16 protein-coding genes and 1 pseudogene are annotated in these 18843 nt (G+C 72.2%); 12 read left to right on the forward strand and 5 right to left on the reverse strand.

The genetic code is table 11. The features are described 5' to 3' along the window. The 3 genes and pseudogenes from OFY01_RS03970 to OFY01_RS03980 all read left to right on the forward strand — a co-directional run. A pseudogene (locus tag OFY01_RS03970) lies at positions 1 to 1447 on the forward strand (hypothetical protein); the annotation flags it as partial. 54 nt (positions 1448 to 1501) lie between these two features. Continuing rightward, positions 1502 to 2704, forward strand: a complete 1203-nt coding sequence (locus OFY01_RS03975) for a polyamine ABC transporter substrate-binding protein (protein WP_266596316.1) — start codon at positions 1502 to 1504, stop codon at positions 2702 to 2704. 164 nt (positions 2705 to 2868) lie between these two features. Further along, positions 2869 to 3534, forward strand: coding sequence for a DUF5134 domain-containing protein (locus OFY01_RS03980; protein WP_266596318.1), 666 nt, complete (start codon positions 2869 to 2871; stop codon positions 3532 to 3534). A gap of 149 nt (positions 3535 to 3683) precedes the next feature. Here the strand turns inward: OFY01_RS03980 and OFY01_RS03985 are convergent, their stop codons facing one another. Both OFY01_RS03985 and OFY01_RS03990 read right to left on the reverse strand, forming a co-directional pair. Next, a complete protein-coding gene (locus tag OFY01_RS03985) occupies positions 3684 to 4367 on the reverse strand; it encodes a glycerophosphodiester phosphodiesterase (protein WP_266596320.1) in 684 nt (227 codons plus the stop codon). A gap of 100 nt (positions 4368 to 4467) precedes the next feature. Next, on the reverse strand, positions 4468 to 5628 hold the full coding sequence (locus OFY01_RS03990) for an adenosine deaminase (RefSeq protein WP_407700274.1): 1161 nt from the start codon (positions 5626 to 5628) through the stop codon (positions 4468 to 4470). 6 nt (positions 5629 to 5634) lie between these two features. Here OFY01_RS03990 and OFY01_RS03995 point away from each other — a divergent pair, with 6 nt between their 5' ends. Beyond that, entirely contained in the window at positions 5635 to 6273 is a 639-nt protein-coding gene (locus OFY01_RS03995) for a hypothetical protein (protein WP_266596322.1), read from the forward strand. 31 nt (positions 6274 to 6304) lie between these two features. On the opposite strand, the gene OFY01_RS04000 is transcribed toward OFY01_RS03995, so the two are convergent. Next, a complete protein-coding gene (locus tag OFY01_RS04000) occupies positions 6305 to 6883 on the reverse strand; it encodes an NADAR family protein (RefSeq protein ID WP_266596324.1) in 579 nt (192 codons plus the stop codon). Positions 6884 to 7100: 217 nt separating this feature from the next. Here OFY01_RS04000 and OFY01_RS04005 point away from each other — a divergent pair, with 217 nt between their 5' ends. The 8 genes from OFY01_RS04005 (at position 7101) to OFY01_RS04040 (ending at position 16102) form a co-directional block, all read left to right on the forward strand. Continuing rightward, the gene (locus OFY01_RS04005) at positions 7101 to 8651 is read left to right on the forward strand and encodes a gamma-aminobutyraldehyde dehydrogenase (RefSeq protein WP_266596326.1); all 1551 of its coding nucleotides are present in this window, start codon (positions 7101 to 7103) and stop codon (positions 8649 to 8651) included. 91 nt (positions 8652 to 8742) lie between these two features. Then, complete coding sequence (locus OFY01_RS04010) at positions 8743 to 10008, forward strand: polyamine ABC transporter substrate-binding protein (RefSeq protein ID WP_266596328.1); 1266 nt, start codon at positions 8743 to 8745, stop codon at positions 10006 to 10008. A 49-nt stretch (positions 10009 to 10057) separates the two neighbouring features. Beyond that, a complete protein-coding gene (locus OFY01_RS04015; RefSeq protein WP_266596330.1) occupies positions 10058 to 11233 on the forward strand; it encodes an ABC transporter ATP-binding protein in 1176 nt (391 codons plus the stop codon). Then, positions 11230 to 12168: an ABC transporter permease gene (locus OFY01_RS04020; protein ID WP_266596332.1), complete on the forward strand. Its 939-nt coding sequence runs from the start codon at positions 11230 to 11232 to the stop codon at positions 12166 to 12168. The genes OFY01_RS04015 and OFY01_RS04020 overlap by 4 nt, the downstream gene beginning before the upstream one ends. Beyond that, the gene (locus OFY01_RS04025; RefSeq protein WP_266596334.1) at positions 12168 to 12959 is read left to right on the forward strand and encodes an ABC transporter permease; all 792 of its coding nucleotides are present in this window, start codon (positions 12168 to 12170) and stop codon (positions 12957 to 12959) included. The genes OFY01_RS04020 and OFY01_RS04025 overlap by 1 nt, the downstream gene beginning before the upstream one ends. A 50-nt stretch (positions 12960 to 13009) precedes the next feature. Continuing rightward, positions 13010 to 14428 (forward strand): NAD(P)/FAD-dependent oxidoreductase, encoded by a 1419-nt coding sequence (locus OFY01_RS04030; RefSeq protein WP_266596335.1) that lies wholly within the window; start codon positions 13010 to 13012, stop codon positions 14426 to 14428. A gap of 145 nt (positions 14429 to 14573) precedes the next feature. Beyond that, entirely contained in the window at positions 14574 to 15032 is a 459-nt protein-coding gene (locus tag OFY01_RS04035; protein WP_266596336.1) for a hypothetical protein, read from the forward strand. Between the two features lie 32 nt (positions 15033 to 15064). Beyond that, a complete protein-coding gene (locus OFY01_RS04040; protein ID WP_266596337.1) occupies positions 15065 to 16102 on the forward strand; it encodes a hypothetical protein in 1038 nt (345 codons plus the stop codon). Here the strand turns inward: OFY01_RS04040 and OFY01_RS04045 are convergent. After that, the gene (locus OFY01_RS04045; protein ID WP_323135471.1) at positions 16056 to 16730 is read right to left on the reverse strand and encodes a phosphatase PAP2 family protein; all 675 of its coding nucleotides are present in this window, start codon (positions 16728 to 16730) and stop codon (positions 16056 to 16058) included. The genes OFY01_RS04040 and OFY01_RS04045 overlap by 47 nt on opposite strands. A gap of 263 nt (positions 16731 to 16993) precedes the next feature. After that, the gene (gene gabT, locus OFY01_RS04050) at positions 16994 to 18328 is read right to left on the reverse strand and encodes a 4-aminobutyrate--2-oxoglutarate transaminase (RefSeq protein ID WP_266596341.1); all 1335 of its coding nucleotides are present in this window, start codon (positions 18326 to 18328) and stop codon (positions 16994 to 16996) included. Between the last annotated feature and the right edge of the window lie 515 nt (positions 18329 to 18843).

The raw sequence follows: 18843 nt of genomic DNA on the forward strand, positions 1-18843 counted from the left end.
GGCCGGCGTGGCGGGCCGCGTCGAGAACGCCCTCGCGCACTGGGACGTCGACCGCGCCGCCGGACTGCTGCGCGCCAGGCCCGGCGAACTCCTGCGCCGCCTGGACGTGCTGCTGTCGCGAGCCGCGGCGGACGACCTGCCAGGGCCGGTCGCGGACGCCCTCTTGGAGGCGCTGCCGCGGGCCGGGACGGGGCCGCTGCTCGGTGCGTGGGGCGCGCTCGCCGTCCGCACCGTGCCCGGCCGCCGCCGCGTGTTCTTCCCTCGCGGGCGGCTCACCAAGGCGTACGCGATCGACGACGGGCGGCCGCCGCTGCCGCGCCGCACGGCCGAACGCGCCGCCGAGCTGATCGAGGCAGAGGCGGTGCGGCGCATGAACGTGCCCGGCGACCGCTACGACCTCGCCGTGCTCGACGAGCGCCTGGCCGAGCTGCCCGTGCCGTACGCCGAGCGGTCCTCGGCCGTGTCGCTGGTGGCGGTGCCGCGCGGCAGCTCGCTCGCGCTGCCGGCGCCGCGTGCGGGCCGCACCCTGCGCCTCTTCCTGCACTGGATGCAGGAGAAGGGCCGACGCGTCGACCTCGATCTGTCGGTCGCCTTCTACGACGACCAGTGGCGGTTCGTCGGGTTGTGCGACTACACGCGTCTGGAATGGGGCGGCGAGGCCGCGCTCCACTCCGGTGACCTGACGTCGGCGCCCCCGCCGCACGGCGCGACCGAGTACGTCGACCTGGACCTGGGGCGGCTGCGCGGGGCGGGCGTACGGTTCGCGGTCCCGGTCGTCTTCTCGTACAACGACGTGCCCTTCGACCAACTGCCGGACGCCTTCGCGGGGTTCATGGGCGTGGAGCGGGGTGCGCGCGCACGGTTCGACGCGCGGGCCGTGCGCCAGCGCTTCGACCTCGCGGGCGACGCGAAGGCGCTGGTCCCGATGGTCGTCGACCTGCGCACGCTGCGCGGGTGGTGGGCGGACGTGACGCTGCCAACCGGCGACGGGACCCACGACGTGTGGCGGCACAAGGACGCCCTGCGCCGCCTGGGTCGCGACCTGCTCGACGCGTTCCAGGCGGGCCGGCGGGCCACGCTGTGGGACATCGCCTGCTGGGCCGCGGCAGCGCGCACGGACGGCGAGATACGGGTACGCCCGGCGGACGGCGGGCTGGACCGCCACTACCGGCGCGGCGCCGACGAACCGCGCGCCGAGTTCGCGCTGCGCGTCCGCGAGGGCTGGGAGCCGGACGGCCCCTCGGCCCCGGCGAAACTGACGGGACGCCGCGTGTTCGCGGCCCTGGAGCACGCTGAGCTGCCCCCGGACGCCGAAACGGGCACCCTGTACCGGCTGTTCCCCGGCGAGGCGGACGGGACGGCCGGGCTCGGGCGGGTGACGGCCGGGGACCTCGTGGGGTGGCTGGAGCCGGGCCCGCATCGACAGGGTGTCGGCCGCACGGGGTGAGGCTCGACGCTGCGTCCATTGCCCGGGAGCTTCGGGCGGCGGCATCCTGCGTCCGTGCGAGCCAACCACGTCACCACCCAGGTCACTCGTCGTTCTCTGCTGCGCGCCCTCGGCGGGGGTGCCACCGCCGCCGCGGTCGGTGCCCTCGTCACGGGCTGCGGTGTGCCCGCGGCGTACGTCGCGCCCGGCGACCGCGCCGCCCCCGACCGGTCCGCGCGTGACAGGCGGCTCGTCTGGGCCAACTGGCCGCTCTACATCGACGTGGACGACAACGACTCCTCCAAGCGCCCCACGCTCGAGGCGTTCGAGAAGCGCACCGGCGTCCAGGTCGAGTACACCGAAGAGATCAACGACAACGACGAGTTCTTCGGCAAGATCAGCCCGGCGCTCATGAACCACCAGCGCACCGGCCGCGACCTCATCGTCATCTCCGACTGGATGTGCGCGCGGTTCGTGCGCCTCGGCTGGGTGCAGAAGATGGACCGCGCCCGCCAGCCCAACGTCGCCAAGTACCTTGACCCGTTGCTGCGTTCCCCCGCCTTCGACCACGGCCGCCGGTACACCGTGCCCTGGCAGTCCGGCATCACCGGTATCGCGTACGACAAGAAGAGGCTGGGCCGGGAGATCAAGCACGTCAAAGACCTGTGGGCCGACGACCTGAAGGGGCGCGTCACCCTGCTGTCGGGGCTCGACGAGGCGTTCGCCCTCCTCATGCAGGGCAACGGCGTCGACATCACGAGGTGGACCGCCGACGACTTCCACCTCGTGTGCGACCAGGTCGAGAAGCTCGTGCGGACCCATCACATCCGCCGCTTCACCGGCAACGACTACATCAAGGACCTCTCGACCGGCGACGTCCTGGCCTGCCAGGCATACAGCGGCGACATCGTCCAGCTCCAGGCGGACAACCCGCACATCGAGTTCGTCGTGCCCGAGGAGGGCGCCGAACTGTGGGCCGACTCGCTGATGATCCCCGACCTCGCCGACCACAAGGCCAACGCCGAGCGCCTGATCGACTACTACTACCAGCCGGACGTCGCCGCCGAACTGGCCGCGTGGGTCAACTACGTGTGCCCCGTCCCGGCGGCCAGGGACGTCCTCGCCTCCTCCAAGGACAAGGACACCGCCGCGCTCGCCCACGACCCGCTGATCTTCCCCGACGACAGGATGCGCTCACGGCTCGCGATCGCCCGGGACATCCGGTCGTCGGAACGGATGGAGTTCGCCAAGCGGTGGAACAGGATCGTGGGGCTGTAGGAAGCCGGGTCCCGGTCTGTGGGGCACTGCCTGGCCGCGTCGGCACGGCGCGTGCGCCGGGGATGCTTCCGCGCGCCTGTGTGCCGCTGCCCGTGCCGCGGAAGGAGGACGGCAGGGCGGACGTGACACGACGTCGGCATCGGGCGGAGAGGCGGAGAGCGCGCATGGGTCTTCCGACCTGGACGGGGTGGGCACTGGTCGGTCTCGCCACGGCCACGGGACTGATGTGTCTCAACCGCGCGCGGGTGATGGACGACCGTGGCGCGCGCCGTACCGCGTGCTCCGAGGCGGTGATGGGGTTCGGTATGGCGCTGATGGCGGCGCCGGGGTTCGTGGCGGCGCTGCCGCTGTGGGGGCCGGTGCTGCTGGTCGTGGTCTTCGGGGCGGTGGCGCTGCGCGTCATCGTTTTCGCCCGCGGCGAGGGGCATCGCCTCCACCACGGCGTGGAGGCCGTGGCCATGGTGTACATGGCCGTCGTGATGCTGCCCGCGGTGATGAGAGAGACCGGGGCGTCCATGGCCGCTGGTGTGGGCGGCGCGGACGGCATGAGTGGCATGAGCGACATGAGCGGCATGGCCCACGGGCACGGCATGGGCGGCGGGGGCATGGGCGTGCCCTGGGTGAACGCGCTGATGCTCGGCTACTTCGCCGCGTACGTCGTGTGGGCCGGGGTCCGGCTGGTGCCGGTGCCCGTCGGGGAGGTGGCACAGGCGGGGGCCGGGGGAGGGGGACGGCCCGCGCCCGTGTCCGTGTGGCGGGCGCACGCGCTGGGCGATGCGTGCCGGCTCTCGCTGGGGATGGGGATGCTGGTGATGACGCTGGCCATGTGAGGGGCTCGCCGGGCGTGGTCGGCCGGGGCCGACGGGCGAACCCGCCCCTGCTGTCACTGCCGCGCCGGCCTGGGCCGGCGCGGCGACGGCCGTCTCGCACGGCACGGCCCGGCGGATCGTCCGGAGCGGTGGCGTCGGGCGCAGCGCCGTCAGGCGGGGCCGCGCAGCGCGGTGAGCACGTCGACGCGGTTGGTCGTGATCGAGTCCACGCCGATGTCGAGCAGGCGCCGCATCGACGTGCGCGTGTCCGGTGTCCAGGCCGAGACCAGGTAGCCGTCGCGGTGGACGCGGGCGGCCAGGTCCCGGTTCACCAGCGAGAAACGGTAGTTGAGCCAGCGCGGGCGGACCGCGTCGAGCAGCGCCGGGCGCGGCGGCGCCAGCGTCGTCCAGGTCAGGGCGATCTCGGCGGACGGGTCGGCGGCCCGCACCTTCAGCATCGTCTGCGCGCCCGCGCAGTAGTACACCCGCTCCTGCGCCCCGCACTCCCGGACCGCTCCGACGACCGTGTGTACCGTCGTCCTGTCCGCGCCGGGCAGATCGACCATGATCCGGCTCTCGCCGGTCGTCGCCAGCGCCTCGGCCAGCGTGGGCACGCCGCCCGCGGTGAGAGCGCGCACCTCGTCGGCGGAGAGCGCGGACAGCGAACGCTCGTGCTCCCACAGCCGCTCCAGCGTCGCGTCGTGCAGCAGTACCGGGACGCCGTCACGGGTCAGCCGTACGTCGATCTCCACCGCGTCCGCGCCGCGGTCGAGCGCGGACGCCAGGGAGGGCAGGGTGTTCTCGCGGACACGGTAGGGGTCGCCGCGGTGGGCCACGGCGGTCACGATACGCATGGCCCCATTGTGCGCATGGCCCCCTCGCGCGCACGTGCGCACGCCCACCGTCGTCGCGGGCGCGCGCCGCGGCCCCGCCCGGCCGGGCCGAGCGCGGGCGTCAGGCGAGCGCCGTCTCCGTGTACGTGTCGATCTCCGCGACAAGGCGTGCCTTGCCGGGCTCGTCCAGGAACGCGGCTCGTACCGCGTTCTTCGCCAGGTCGGCCACGCCCCGCTCGTCGAGGTCCAGGAGGCGCGCGGCGACCGCGTACTCGGTGTTGAGGTCGGTCGAGAACATCGGCGGGTCGTCCGAGTTGATGGTCACCAGGACGCCCGCCTCCACGAACCGCTTCAACGGGTGTTCGTCCAGCGTCGCCACCGCGCGCGTCGCGATGTTCGAGGTCGGGCACACCTCGAGGGCGATGCCCTGCTCGGCGAGGTGGGCCAGGAGCTTCGGGTCCTGCGCGCTGGACGTGCCGTGGCCGATGCGCTCGGCGCGCAGATGGGTCAGCGCGTCCCACACCGTCTCGGGGCCGGTCGTCTCGCCCGCGTGCGGCACCGAACGGAGCCCGGCCGCGACGGCCCGGTCGAAGTGCGGCTTGAACTGCGGGCGCGGCACGCCGATCTCGGGCCCGCCGAGCCCGAACGACACCAGACCTTCGGGCCGCAGGGCATCGTCCGTGGCCAGGCGCACCGTCTCCTCCGCGGCCTCCAGCCCTGCCTCGCCGGGGATGTCGAAGCACCAGCGCAGCACCGTGCCGAACTCCGCCTCGGCGGCCTTGCGGGCGTCCTCGACGGCGTCCATGAACGCGCGCCCGTCGATGCCGCGGCGGGTCGACGAGAACGGGGTGAGGGTCAGCTCCGCGTACCGCACGTTCTGCCGGGCCATGTCGCGGGCCACCTCGTACGTCAGCAGGCGCACGTCCTCCGGGGTGCGGATCAGGTCGACGACCGCCAGGTACACCTCGATGAAGTGGGCGAAGTCCGTGAACGTGAAGAACTCCGCGAGCGCCTCGGGGTCGGAGGGCACCTTCGAGTCGGTGTGCCGGGCGGCGAGCTCGGAGACGATCCTGGGGGAGGCGGAGCCCACGTGGTGCACATGGAGTTCCGCCTTGGGCAGTCCGGCGATGAAGGTCTGCAGGTCGGGCCGGCTCTGCGGGCTCTGGCTCACGGGTTCCTCCCCAGGAACGTAGCTGATCGGCTGCTCGGGGCCCGGCCATCGTATGCGGGCCGGCGCCGGTGCTGTGCGGCCCGCCGGGTCACCGGTGCGGCGCCTTAATATGACCGGATGACCGAGCACGAGCAGCGCGATCCGCGCTCCGGGGACAATCCGTGGGCCGCCCCCACGACACCGCCCGTGGCACCGGCCTCCCGGGCGTCCGCCCCCGCTCCGGCGCCGTACGCGCCGCCCGGACCCTACGCGCCGCCCGGCACCCCGGGCGCCCCGGTTCCGCCGCCGCCCGTCGGGCCGGAGGGACCGGGGGCGTACGCGTATCCGCCGCAGGACGCGTACGGCCAGTACGGCGCGCAGTACGGCTCGTACGCCTACGGGACGAGTGGATACCCGCCCTACGGCAACGGCTGGGCCGTGCAGCCCGCGCCGAACAACGGGCTGGGCGTGGCCGGGCTGGTCCTCGGGATCATCGCGGCGGTCGGGTTCGTGCTCTGGCCGATCGCGATCGTGCTCGGCGTGCTCGCCGTCGTCTTCGGCGCCGTGGGCCGCCGCAGGGCCGCCCGTGGCCGGGCCACCAACCCCGGCCAGGCGCTCGCCGGAATCATCTGCGGCCTGGGCGGGCTGATCCTGGCCGTGGTGGTCGGGGTCCTGGTCTTCGTGTACGCCTCGAACGGTCACGGCGACCACACCGACCCCGGCCGCTCCGGCACAGGCTCGGACGGCGACCCGGGCTACTCCGTGGTCCTGCGCTGACCCACGGCTCCCGGGGCGGCGCGGCCCTCGTCTACCCCCGCAGCCGCGCCCGCGCCGCCATGAGCGCGAAGCCCAGCAGGTTCGGGCCCCGCCAGCGGCGCGGATCCAGCGCCGCCTCGGAGTCCGCCGCCAGGCCGATCCCCCACACCCGGTCCACGGGGCTGGCCTCCACAAGAACCCGCTCACCCGTGCCGAGCAGGAACGCGCGCAGTGCCGGGTCCGAGGCGAACTTGTGGACGCTGCCCTCGACCACGACGTCGAACCGGTCGCGCGCCCATATCTCCTCGTCGAAGCCGCGCACGAGCCGCCCCGCCTTCTTGGCCTGCGACGGATGGTCCGCCGCCAGAGCCGCGCGCTCCGCCTCGGCGTCGCCGAAGAGCCGGGCCTTGGCCGCCATCATCCAGTGCTCGGCCGTCGCGTACCGGACCCCGTCCACCGTGAAGGGCGACGGCCACCACTGACTGAGGCAACCGGCCCCCAGCGTGCCGTCCCTTCGCGGCGCGTGCCCCCAGAAGTGCAGATACTTCACCCGCGCCCCCGAGGAGACGGCCGCCACCAGCGACTCCCTGCTGGTGATGCTCTCGCTGACCCCGGTGCCTGTGGTCTCCATGCACGCCAGCTTGGCACGCACCACTGACACTCCGTCCTGGGTTTTCCAGGCCGACTCGACAGCCGGTCGACAGATTTCGTCGCGTAACCAAAAGGCAACAACGGAATCCCTTGTTGGAGTGCGGCTCCTCTGTCAGGATCAGCACTCAAATCGAGCTGGAGCCACGCCGGAGCCCCTGGGACGGGGTGTCGGCGGCGAAGAGCGAGAGCGAGTACACATGCGCAACCCCACCTCGGCCGCACCCACCCCGGCCGACGTCACGGCCCTCGCGCGGGAGCGTTTCGCCGGCGGGGCGAACCTCGTCGCGGGCCGCCTGACGCAGGGCACCTCGGGCCGCACCCACACGGTCGTCGACCCGGCCACCGGCGCCGACGTCCTCACCTACGAACTCGCCGGCGCGGGCGACGTGGACGCCGCCGTCGCCGCCGCGCGCGGGGCGTTCCCGAGCTGGGCGGGTGCCACCCCGGGCGAGCGGTCCGACGCGATGCACCGCTTCGCGGGGGTGCTGGCCGAGCGGGCCGAACAGTTCGCGCAGCTGGAGTCGTTGCAGTGCGGCAAGCCGCTCAAGCTCAGCCGCGAGTTCGACGTGCCGGGCTCCATCGACAACACCGCCTACTTCGCGGGCGCCGCCCGCCACCTCCAGGGCCAGTCGGCGGGCGAGTACAGCGGCGACCACACCTCGTACGTGCGCCGCGAGCCCATCGGCGTCGTCGGCTCCATCGCCCCGTGGAACTACCCGCTGCAGATGGCCGCCTGGAAGGTGCTCCCGGCCATCGCCGCCGGGAACACGATCGTGCTCAAGCCCGCCGAACTCACCCCCCTGACCTCCCTGTTGTTCGCGCAGGCCGCCTCCGACGCGGGCATCCCCGACGGCGTCGTCAACGTCGTCACCGGCGCGGGCAAGGAGGCCGGTGAGCATCTTGTCGGGCACCCCGACGTCGCCATGACCTCCTTCACCGGCTCCACCGGTGTCGGCAGGCGCGTCGCACAGATCGCCACCGCCACCGTCAAGCGGCTCCACCTGGAACTCGGCGGCAAGGCGCCCTTCGTCGTCTTCGACGACGCCGACCTGGAGGCCGCCGTCCACGGTGCCGTCGCCGGCGCCCTCATCAACTCCGGCCAGGACTGCACCGCCGCCACGCGCGCGTACGTGCAACGCCCCCTCTACGACGCCTTCGTGAGCGGCGTCGCCGACCTCATGGCCACGGTCCGCCTCGGTGACCCGTTCGCCCCGGACACCGACCTCGGCCCGCTCATCTCGCACGCCCAGCGGGACCGCGTCGCCGCCTTCGTCGACCGCGCACGCTCGTACGCGCGCCTGGTCACCGGGGGTACCGTCCCCGGCGGCGCCCTCAAGAACGGCGCGTACTACACCCCCACGCTCATCGCCGACGCCGCGCAGGACAGCGAGGCCGTCCAGGCGGAGATCTTCGGCCCGGTCCTCGTCGTGCTGCCGTTCGACAGCGACGACGAGGGCATCCGGCTCGCCAACGACACCCCGTACGGGCTCGCCGCCTCCGCCTGGTCGACCGGTGTCTACCGCGCCAACCGCGCCACGCGTGAGATCAAGGCGGGCTGCGTGTGGGTCAACGACCACATCCCGATCATCAGCGAGATGCCGCACGGCGGCTACAAGGCATCCGGCTTCGGCAAGGACATGTCCGCCTACTCCTTCGAGGAGTACACGCAGGTCAAGCACGTCATGTTCGACAACACGGCGGTGGCTGCCAAGGACTGGCACCGCACCGTCTTCGGGGACCGTCCGTAACAAGCAACCAGCAGCCGCGAGGCGCCCCCGGCCGTGTGACCGCCGGCCGGGCCGCCCGACGGCAGCGACTCCCGAAAGGGCAACCACGCGCATGGAGCAGTACGAGCCCGACCTGTCCCCGGCCCAGCTGGCCGCCATGCGGCGCAGTCTCCGCAACGCCAGGGCCCGGTCCGCGCCGTTCTCGATGTCCCGCCGGTCCCTGCTGCGCGCCTCCGCGGGCGGCGCGCTGGCCGTCGGCGGCCTGGCCGGCCTCACCGGCTGCGGCATTCCCGCCGCGGGCAAGACGCAGGGCGGGGCGCCCTCCACGGACCACTCGGCCGAGGAGAAGGTGATCAACTTCTCCAACTGGACCGAGTACATCGACCTCAGCGACGACGAGAAGCACCACCCCACCCTCGAAGCGTTCACCAAGCGCACCGGCATCAAGGTGAACTACACCGAGGACATCAACGACAACAACGAGTTCTTCGGCAAGATCAAGCCGATGCTCGCCGGAGGCCAGGACACCGGCCGTGACCTCATGGTCCTCACCGACTGGCTGGCCGCCCGCCTCATCCGCTACGGGTGGGTGCAGAAGCTCGACCCGTCGCTGCTGCCGCACGCGTACACCAATCTCGCCGCCCAGTTCCGCAACCCCGACTGGGACCCCGGCCGCGCCTACTCCTACCCCTGGCAGGGCATCGCCACGGTCGTCGCGTACAACACCAAGGCCACCGGCGGCAAGAAGATCACCTCGGTGTCGCAGCTGCTCGACGACCCGTCGCTGCGCGGCAAGGTCGGCATGCTGCAGGAGATGCGCGACACCGTCGGCATGACCCTGCTCGACATGGGCAAGGACCCCGGCAGCTTCAAGGCCGACGACTTCGACGCGGCCATCGCGCGCGTGCAGAAGGCCGTCGACAAGAAGCAGATCCGCCGCTTCACCGGCAACGACTACATCTCGGACCTCAGCAAGGGCGACCTGGCGGCCTGCCTGGCATGGGCCGGGGACATCGTGCAGCTCCAGGCGGACAACCCGCACGTGCAGTTCGCCATCCCGGACGCGGGCTACCTCTCGTCGACCGACAACATGCTGATCCCGAACAAGGCGCGCCACCAGAGCAACGCCGAGCGGCTCATGGACTACTACTACGAGCCGCCCGTCGCCGCCGAGCTCGCCGCCTGGATCAACTACGTCACCCCGCTCGACACCGACATCATCAAGCCGGAACTCGCCAAGATCGACAAGGACGTCGCGAACAACCCGCTCATCGTCCCCGACAAGGCCATGTCGGCCAAGGCGCACGCCTTCCGCTCGCTGAGCGCCAAGGAGGACTCGGCGTTCGAGGAGAAGTTCGCCAAGCTCACCGGCGCCTGAGCCCCACCCGGTACCGCCCGCCCTTGCCTCCCGACTCCTTGGACTCACCATGACGACCAGCAGCAGCACGGCCACCGAGCACGGTGGCGACGTCCGTCTCACCGGCATCAGCAAGACGTACGACAACGGGTTCACCGCCGTGCGCCCCCTCGACCTCACCGTCCCCGCGGGCTCGTTCTTCGCCCTGCTCGGCGCCTCCGGCTGCGGCAAGACCACCACCCTGCGCATGATCGCCGGTCTGGAGGAGCCGACCACCGGCACCGTCCGGCTCGGCGACCAGGACGTCACGGGACTGCCGCCCTACAAGCGCCCGGTCAACACCGTCTTCCAGTCGTACGCGCTCTTCCCGCACCTCGACATCTTCGAGAACGTCGCCTTCGGCCTGCGCCGCCGCGGCATCAAGTCGGTGAAGAAGCAGGTCGAGGAGATGCTCGACCTGGTGCAACTGGGGGAGCAGGCCCGCAAGAAGCCGCACCAGCTCTCCGGCGGCCAGCAGCAGCGCGTCGCCGTCGCCCGCGCGCTCATCAACCACCCGCAGGTGCTGCTGCTCGACGAGCCGCTCGGCGCCCTCGACCTCAAGCTGCGCCGCCAGATGCAGCTCGAACTCAAGCGCATCCAGACCGAGGTCGGCATCACCTTCATCCATGTCACGCACGACCAGGAGGAGGCCATGACGATGGCCGACACCGTCGCCGTGATGAACGCGGGCACCGTCGAGCAGCTCGGCGCCCCCACCGACCTGTACGAGAACCCGCGCTCGACGTTCGTCGCCAACTTCCTCGGCACCTCGAACTTCGTCTCCTGCGAGATCTCGGGACGCGGCGGCGACGAACTCACCCTCACGGCGGGCGACGGCAAGCTCGCCCTCTTTGCCGACCGTTGCTCCGCGCCCACCACGACCGGCGGAAAGCTGCTGCTCGGCGTGCGCCCGGAGAAGATCTCCATCGTCCACGCCGACGACGCCGCCTCCGTGCCGGTCGGCCGCAACCGCCTGACCGGCCGCATCAAGGACAGCAGCTTCATCGGCGTCTCCACCCAGTACGTCGTCGAGGGCCCGCTCTGCGACGGCTTCGAGGTCTACGCCCAGAACGTCGAGCGCGACCCCCGGCTCGTACCCGGCGCCGAGGTCGTCCTGCACTGGAACCCCGCGCACTCCTTCGGCCTCGACGCCACGCAGGATGTCGAGGCGGGCGCCGCCAAGGTCGAGGAGGACGCCGCCGCATGAGTGCCGCCACCGTCACCGAAGAGGCGCGACAGGACGCCCCCGAGCCGCCCGAGGCCGCGAAGCCGCGGCGCGGGCGCGGCCGGTTCGTCCCGTACTGGCTGCTGCTGCCCGGCCTGCTCTGGCTGATCGTCTTCTTCGCGCTGCCGATGATCTACCAGGCATCCACCTCGATCCAGCAGGGCTCCCTGGAGGACGGCTTCAAGGTCACCTGGCACTTCGCCACGTACTGGGACGCGCTGTCCGAGTACTGGCCGCAGTTCGTGCGCTCGGTGGCCTACGCCGCCTGCGCCACGGTCCTGTGCCTGCTCCTCGGCTACCCGCTCGCGTATCTGATCGCGTTCCGCGCGGGCCGCTGGCGCAACCTCGTGCTCATCCTGGTCATCGCGCCGTTCTTCACCAGCTTCCTGATCCGCACGCTCGCCTGGAAGACGATCCTCGCGGACGGCGGCCCGGTCGTCGGCACCCTCAACTCGCTGCACATCCTGGACGTCACCACCTGGCTCGGCATCACCGAGGGCCATCGCATCCTCGCCACACCACTGGCGGTGGTCTGCGGTCTGACGTACAACTTCCTGCCGTTCATGATCCTGCCCCTGTACACGTCCCTGGAGCGGATCGACGGGCGGCTGCACGAGGCCGCCGGTGACCTGTACGCCTCGCCCGGCACCACCTTCCGCAAGGTGACGTTCCCGCTGTCCATGCCCGGCGTCGTCTCCGGCACCCTGCTCACGTTCATCCCCGCGGCCGGTGACTACGTCAACGCGGACCTGCTCGGCTCCACCGACACCCGCATGATCGGCAACGTCATCCAGACGCAGTTCCTGCGCATCCTCGACTACCCGACGGCCGCCGCGCTCTCCTTCATCCTCATGGCGGCGATCCTCGCCATGGTCACCTTCTACATCCGCCGAGCCGGAACGGAGGACCTCGTCTGATGCGCTGGCTGCGGAAGAACCTCGTGGTGATCGCGGGCCTGCTCACGCTCGCCTACCTCCTCCTGCCGAACGCCGTCGTCACCGTCTTCTCCTTCAACAAACCGAAGGGGCGGTTCAACTACGAGTGGACGCAGTTCTCCACCGACGCCTGGAAGCACCCGTGCGGCGTCGCCGACATGTGCGGCTCGCTCTCGATCAGCCTCCAGATCGCCGTGTGGGCGACGCTCGTCTCCACCGCGCTCGGCACCATGATCGCCTTCGCGCTCGTCCGCTACCGGTTCCGGGCGCGCGGCGCGGTCAACTCGCTGATCTTCCTGCCGATGGCGATGCCGGAGGTCGTCATGGCGGCCTCGCTGCTCACGCTCTTCCTCAACATGGGCGCCCGGCTCGGCTTCTGGACGATCCTCATCGCCCACATCATGTTCTGCCTGAGCTTCGTGGTGACGGCGGTCAAGGCGCGTGTGATGTCCATGGACCCGCGCCTCGAACAGGCGGCGCAGGACCTCTACGCCGGTCCCGCGCAGACGTTCTTGCGGGTCACGCTGCCGATCGCGGCGCCCGGCATAGCGGCCGGCGCGCTGCTCGCCTTCGCGCTCTCCTTCGACGACTTCATCATCACGAACTTCAACGCCGGTTCCACGGTGACGTTCCCGATGTTCGTCTGGGGCTCGGCGCAGCGCGGCACGCCGGTGCAGATCAACGTCATCGGCACCGCCATGTTCCTGGTCGCCGTGGTGTGCGTCGTCGTCGGCATGGCGGCAGGGCGGCGCAGGAACAAGCCGGCCGCGTAACCGGATCACGTGGCTTTCGTACGAGAAGCAGTACCGAGGGAGTTGACATCATGGCCGCTGGAGCCATGAACCGCTGGACCCATACGCTCGCCGACGCCCGGCCCGTCCCGTACTGGCTGGACGACCCGGCGAAGCCCGAGGCCCGACCCGCCCTCACCGGCGACGAGCGGTGCGACCTGCTCGTCGTCGGCGGCGGCTACAGCGGCCTGTGGACCGCGCTCATCGCCAAGGAGCGCGACCCCGGCCGTGACGTGGTGCTCGTCGAGGGCCGCGAGATCGGCTGGGCCGCCTCCGGGCGCAACGGCGGGTTCTGCGCCGCCTCCCTCACGCACGGCACGGCCAACGGGCTCGCCCGCTGGCCCAAGGAGATCAAGAAGCTGGAGGAGCTGGGGGCCGCGAACCTCGACGCCATCGAGGCCGCGGTCGCCCGCTACTCCATCGACTGCGACTTCGAACGCACCGGCGAACTGGACGTGGCGACCCAGCCCCACCAGGTCACCGAACTGCGTGCGTTCCACGCCGAGCTGGCCGAGGCCGGACTCGCCGACGGCATGGAGCTGCTCGACGCCGACCAGACGCGCGAGCAGGTCGACTCGCCCACCTTCCTCGGCGCCCTCCACGACCGCGCGGGCGTCGCCATGCTGCACCCGGCGAAACTCGCCTGGGGCCTGAAGCGGGCCTGCCTCGACCTCGGCGTGCGCGTCTACGAGAACACCCCCGCCACCCGACTGGCCTCCAACGGCACCGGGATCGCGGCACGCACCCCGTACGGCCGCGTCTTCGCCCGCCACGCCGCGCTCGGCACCAATGTCTTCCCGTCCCTGGTCAAGCGCGTGCGCGCGTACACCGTCCCGGTCTACGACTACGCGCTGATGACCGAGCCGCTGACCGCCGGGCAGATGGAGTCCATCGGCTGGAAGAACCGGCAGGGCCTGGGCGACAGCGCCAACCAGTTCCACTACTTCCGGCTGTCCTCGGACAACCGCGTCCTGTGGGGCGGCTATGACGCGGTCTACCCGTACGGTGGCCGGGTGCGCGCCGAGTACGACCACCGGCCCGAGACGTACGCGCGTCTGGCCGACCACTTCTTCACCTGCTTCCCGCAGCTGGAGGGGGTCCGCTTCACGCACGCGTGGGGCGGGGCCATCGACACCTGCTCGCGCTTCTCGGCGTTCTTCGGCACCGCCCACGGCGGCCGCGTCGCCTACGCCGCCGGGTACACGGGCCTCGGCGTCGGCGCGACCCGGTTCGGCGCGGACGTCATGCTCGACCTGCTGTCGGGCGAGCGCACCGAGCGCACGGAGCTGGAGATGGTGCGCTCCAAGCCGCTGCCGTTCCCGCCGGAGCCGTTCGCGTACACCGGGATCGCGCTCACCAAGTGGTCGCTGGCCCGCGCCGACGCCGACGGCGGACGCCGCAATCTGTGGCTCAAGGCCATGGACGGGCTCGGCCTCGGCTTCGACAGCTGACGTGCCACGACGGCCGAGTGAGTTGAATCACTGTCAATAAGTCGGGCCGAGTCGCGTAATGCCCGGCCCTCTTCCTCCCTCTCGTCCCTGAGAGGTGCGAGCCCACGGGCTCCGCACACGCAGGGAACGAGAGGGAGGACCCGCCATGGCAGCCGATCCGGGGACGAAGGCGGCGGTCGAGTGGCTCGTGTCGGTGGCGCCGGAGCCGGACGCCTGCCGCTGGGAGTGGGAGCGCAACCCGCTCGGGGTGGCGCTGCTGCCCGCGGGCCGGCAGTGGGACGTGCTGATCGTGCCGGGGGAGCTCGGCTGCCCCACGCTCGACGTCCTGACCCGTGTCGTCGACCGGCCGGGACCGGTCCTCGCCGACGTCGGCGACGCCCGTATGGGCTTCTTCGTGCCCGCGGGGACCGCCGCCCGCTGGGTCGGCACAGGCGTACGCGGCGCCGGGCAGGGCGCCTGGATCGTCGTGCCCTATCCGGGCCGCGCCACCGGCGGCGTGCGCTGGCTGGTGCCGCCGGACGGCTCGGGCACCCTCACCGACCCGGCCCTCCTCGAACTCGCCATGCACGAGGCGGCGGCCGGGCTCGCCCGGGACACACCGTAGGGATGTCCGCGGGACCGCGGCAGGATGACCCCGTGAGACTGCGAGCGGGACGGGTGTTCGGAAGGCTCGGTGGGGCGGGCCGCAGGCATCGTGCCGGTGAACTCGCCGAGATCGAAGCGGAGATCACGGCGTACGGGGAGGCCCTCGACCGCCACCCCTTCTCTCCTGGCCGGCCCGATGCCACGGACGAGACGCGCGCGGACCTGGCCCGCGCCCTGGACGCGTACGACGAGGCCAAACGCGCCTTCGCCGGGGACCGGGACGGCGTGGACGCCCTGGACGTCGCGCGGGCACTGGACGAGGGACGCCACGCGCTGGCCCGCCTGGACGCCCGGCTCGCCGGTGAACCGCTGCCCGAGCGGTTGCCGCCCTGCTTCTTCGACCCGCGGCACGGGCGGTCGACCGACCTGGTCCGCTGGACCCCCGAGGGGGGAGCCGCCCGTGATGTGGCGGTGTGCGCCGCCGACGCGAGAGCGCTGCGCGCGGCGCCGCCCGACTCCCAGCGGTCCGCCGGGGCGACGAGCCGCGAGGTGTCGGGAAAGGGCGACGGCAGCCGACGGGTGGCGTTGCCCGCGCCACGGCGGCCGGGGGTTCTGGTGGTGCGCACCGACCGCCCCGCCCACCTCACGGTGCTGGTGGAGCAGCCGCACGGACGCCGGCCGCGCGGCTACCAGCTGCACAGTGTCGACGGCCCCGTGGCCGCCCGGATTCCGCTGAGCCGGATCGGCGGTCGACGAGAGGCCGGCTTCCGGATCGCGTTCCGGGACGGGGACCGCGCGCACTGGTCGGCCCGCGCCGAACTCGTCGACGCGATCCCGCGGTTCGACACGCACACCGACGGCCAGGGCTTCGACGTCGTGCGCTACCGGGGCGTCGCGGGCCCCGGAGTGCTGCGCCACCGTGGCCGGGGAGCGGTCCTGTTCCAGGCACTCGACGACACACTCGCCGAGTGGGCCGTCCTCGGGGAGGGCGCGGGCGACTGCGACCTGTCGGTGAACTGGCCGGGACCGGGCTACTACCAGGTCAGGGCGCACGGAGCGTGGACCCTGACGGGGGCGCCGGAGAGCTGACCTCGGCGCTCGCGGCCGCCGCCCCGTACAGCAGCAGCCACGACAGACACCAGCTGCCCAAGACGTCCGCCGGCCAGTGGTATCCCATCCGGACGAGCCCCGCTCCCACGGCCAGATTCAGGGCGAGGCAGGCGAGGACGGCGGCGCGGCCGCCCAGCAGCAGCGCGCACAACCCGTACGCGACCGCCGCCGTGGCCGCGTGGCCGGACGGGAAGAAGCCGGTCGCCGGGGCCATGGGCGGGGGGCCGGGGCGGGCGAGCAACGACTGGAGAGGTCCCACCAGAGCGGGCACCAGGGCCATGGTCAGCACCGCCACGGCGAGCACCCGCCGGTTCCGGGTGCGCCAGGTGACATAGGCGAGGGTCGCGGCGAGGACCGGCAGCGCGACCCCCAGGTCACCGAGGTCGGCGAGGAACCGCGCCGCCCCGGAGGGGAGGGCGTCGCTCGTGCGGACGGCGTCGCCCAGCCGCTCGTCCGGCGCGAGCAGCGGTCCGACCGTCGCCACCTGCCAGGTGAGCGCGGCGAGGACCAGGCCCGCGCAGACGGCGAGAAGGGTGAGGGAAAGGGAGGGCCGGCCCGGAACAGGGGGGGTGGTTCCGAGCCGGCCGGTGTGATCGGCCCGCCGCACGCTCCGGGGGGTTTGGAGCGGGCGGCCGTCCGATCGGTGAGGAGTTCCGGAACCGGAGGCTCCAGCGGTGTGCGCGAGGGCACGACCAGGGCGGGGCTGGGGATGCTCCGACCCGGTGTCGCCCGCGGTCTCCCGCGAGCGGGGTGTTTCTCTCATCTGCGAAAACCGTACGTCAGGGACGGGAGGGACGACAGGCGCTCACCCAACATGCCATCGGCCCCCCACACCTTCTTCACACGGCCCGACGGTGGCCGGGCGGGGGCTCACAGCCCGGCGAAAGCGCTCTCGATGAGGTCGAGCCCCTCGTTGAGCAGGTCCTGACCGATCACCAGCGGCGGCAGGAACCGCAGTACGTTGCCGTAGGTGCCGCAGGTGAGGACCAGCAGGCCCGCGGCGTGGCAGGCCTTGGCGACGGCGGCCGTCGACTGCGGGTCCGGCTCCTTGGTCGCCCGGTCCTTGACCAGCTCGACGGCGATCATCGCGCCGCGGCCACGCACGTCGCCGATGACGGAGAACTTCTCCTGCATCGCGCCGAGGCGGGCCTTCATCGTCGACTCGATCTCCTTCGCCCTGGCGTTGAGGTCGAGCTCCTTCATCGTCTCGATGGCGCCGAGCGCACCGGCGCAGGCCACCGGGTTGCCGCCGTACGTGCCGCCGAGGCCGCCCGCGTGCGCGGCGTCCATGATCTCGGCGCGGCCGGTGACGGCGGCCAGCGGCAGGCCGCCCGCGATGCCCTTGGCGGTGGTGATCAGGTCGGGGACGATGCCCTCGTCCTCGCAGGCGAACCACTGGCCGGTGCGGCAGAAGCCGGACTGGATCTCGTCCGCGACGAAGACGATGCCGTGGTCGGCGGCGAACTGGCGGATCGCCGGCAGGAAGCCCTTGGCGGGCTCGATGAAGCCGCCCTCGCCGAGCACCGGCTCGATGATGATCGCGGCGACGTTGTCGGCGCCGACCTGCTTGCTGATCTGGTCGATGGCCTGCGCGGCGGCCTCCGGGCCGGCGTTCTCGGGGCCGGTCGGCCAGCGGTAGCCGTAGGCCACCGGCACGCGGTACACCTCGGGCGCGAACGGGCCGAAGCCGTTCTTGTACGGCATGTTCTTGCTGGTGAGCGCCATCGTCAGGTTCGTACGGCCGTGGTAGCCGTGGTCGAAGACGACGACCGCCTGGCGCTTGGTGTACGAACGGGCGATCTTGACGGCGTTCTCTACGGCCTCGGCGCCGGAGTTGAACAGCGCGGACTTCTTGGCGTGGTCGCCCGGCGTCAGCTCGGCGAGCGCCTCGGCGACCTCGACGTACCCCTCGTACGGCGTGACCATGAAGCAGGTGTGGGTGAAGTCCCGCAGCTGGGCGCAGGCCCGGCGGACCACGGCCTCGGCGGACGCGCCGACCGAGGTCACGGCGATGCCGGAGCCGAAGTCGATCAGACGGTTGCCGTCGACGTCCTCGACGATGCCGCCACCCGCGCGCGCGGTGAAGACGGGCAGCACCGAGCCCACGCCCTGCGCGACCACGGCGGTCCGGCGGGCCTGCAGCTCCTGCGACTTCGGGCCGGGGATGGCGGTGACGACGCGGCGCTCCTGCGGTATCTCGCTCATGCGGGGCTCCTGGTTCTGGTTCTGGTCCTGGGAGACGGACGGCTGTGCCGGGGTGAGGCCGGGGTCGCCGGGACGTTCGGTGGATCGTCTGTCCGGGGTTCTCTTCGCAGGTTAGGGGTGGTGCGGCGCGGTGGTCATACTCCATCCGGGTGAGGAGGCGGGGCCGGGTTTGTCCGTGGTGGACAGATCGGCGAGGCGCGGCGGATCGGCCGGGGAGCCGACCGCGCGGCCGCCGTGCGCCGCGCCGGGTATCGGCCGCGCAGGGGTCACGTCCGGGACGCCGGGGCGCGTAAGCGGTGAACTCCCCAGGCGCGGCCAGTAGATTGAGCCCGGAACCGAGACGCACACACGGTCGGACCGGCGGACGGGCCGGCGGTCCGGCAGCAGGGGGCACAGGCCATGGACACCGAGGGCAGGCACGGGTCGCGCGACGGGCAGCCGCCCGGGCCACCGGGGGCGCCGGGCGCGCCGGTGTCCGAGCCGCGTGTACCGGGAGCGGGTCCGGGGCCCGCGGG

This window comes from Streptomyces beihaiensis, assembly GCF_026274175.1.
In the GTDB taxonomy this organism is placed as follows: domain Bacteria; phylum Actinomycetota; class Actinomycetes; order Streptomycetales; family Streptomycetaceae; genus Streptomyces; species Streptomyces beihaiensis.

What these genes read in the sequence shown, in the direction of transcription:
- OFY01_RS03980 (WP_266596318.1), top strand. Translation starts at nt 2,869, where the DNA reads ATGGGTCTTCCGACCTGGACGGGGTGGGCACTGGTCGGTCTCGCCACG.
- OFY01_RS03985 (WP_266596320.1), bottom strand. Translation starts at nt 4,367, where the DNA reads ATGCGTATCGTGACCGCCGTGGCCCACCGCGGCGACCCCTACCGTGTC.
- OFY01_RS03995 (WP_266596322.1), top strand. Translation starts at nt 5,635, where the DNA reads ATGACCGAGCACGAGCAGCGCGATCCGCGCTCCGGGGACAATCCGTGG.
- OFY01_RS04000 (WP_266596324.1), bottom strand. Translation starts at nt 6,883, where the DNA reads ATGGAGACCACAGGCACCGGGGTCAGCGAGAGCATCACCAGCAGGGAG.
- OFY01_RS04005 (WP_266596326.1), top strand. Translation starts at nt 7,101, where the DNA reads ATGCGCAACCCCACCTCGGCCGCACCCACCCCGGCCGACGTCACGGCC.
- OFY01_RS04010 (WP_266596328.1), top strand. Translation starts at nt 8,743, where the DNA reads ATGGAGCAGTACGAGCCCGACCTGTCCCCGGCCCAGCTGGCCGCCATG.
- OFY01_RS04015 (WP_266596330.1), top strand. Translation starts at nt 10,058, where the DNA reads ATGACGACCAGCAGCAGCACGGCCACCGAGCACGGTGGCGACGTCCGT.
- OFY01_RS04020 (WP_266596332.1), top strand. Translation starts at nt 11,230, where the DNA reads ATGAGTGCCGCCACCGTCACCGAAGAGGCGCGACAGGACGCCCCCGAG.
- OFY01_RS04025 (WP_266596334.1), top strand. Translation starts at nt 12,168, where the DNA reads ATGCGCTGGCTGCGGAAGAACCTCGTGGTGATCGCGGGCCTGCTCACG.
- OFY01_RS04030 (WP_266596335.1), top strand. Translation starts at nt 13,010, where the DNA reads ATGGCCGCTGGAGCCATGAACCGCTGGACCCATACGCTCGCCGACGCC.
- OFY01_RS04035 (WP_266596336.1), top strand. Translation starts at nt 14,574, where the DNA reads ATGGCAGCCGATCCGGGGACGAAGGCGGCGGTCGAGTGGCTCGTGTCG.
- gabT (WP_266596341.1), bottom strand. Translation starts at nt 18,328, where the DNA reads ATGAGCGAGATACCGCAGGAGCGCCGCGTCGTCACCGCCATCCCCGGC.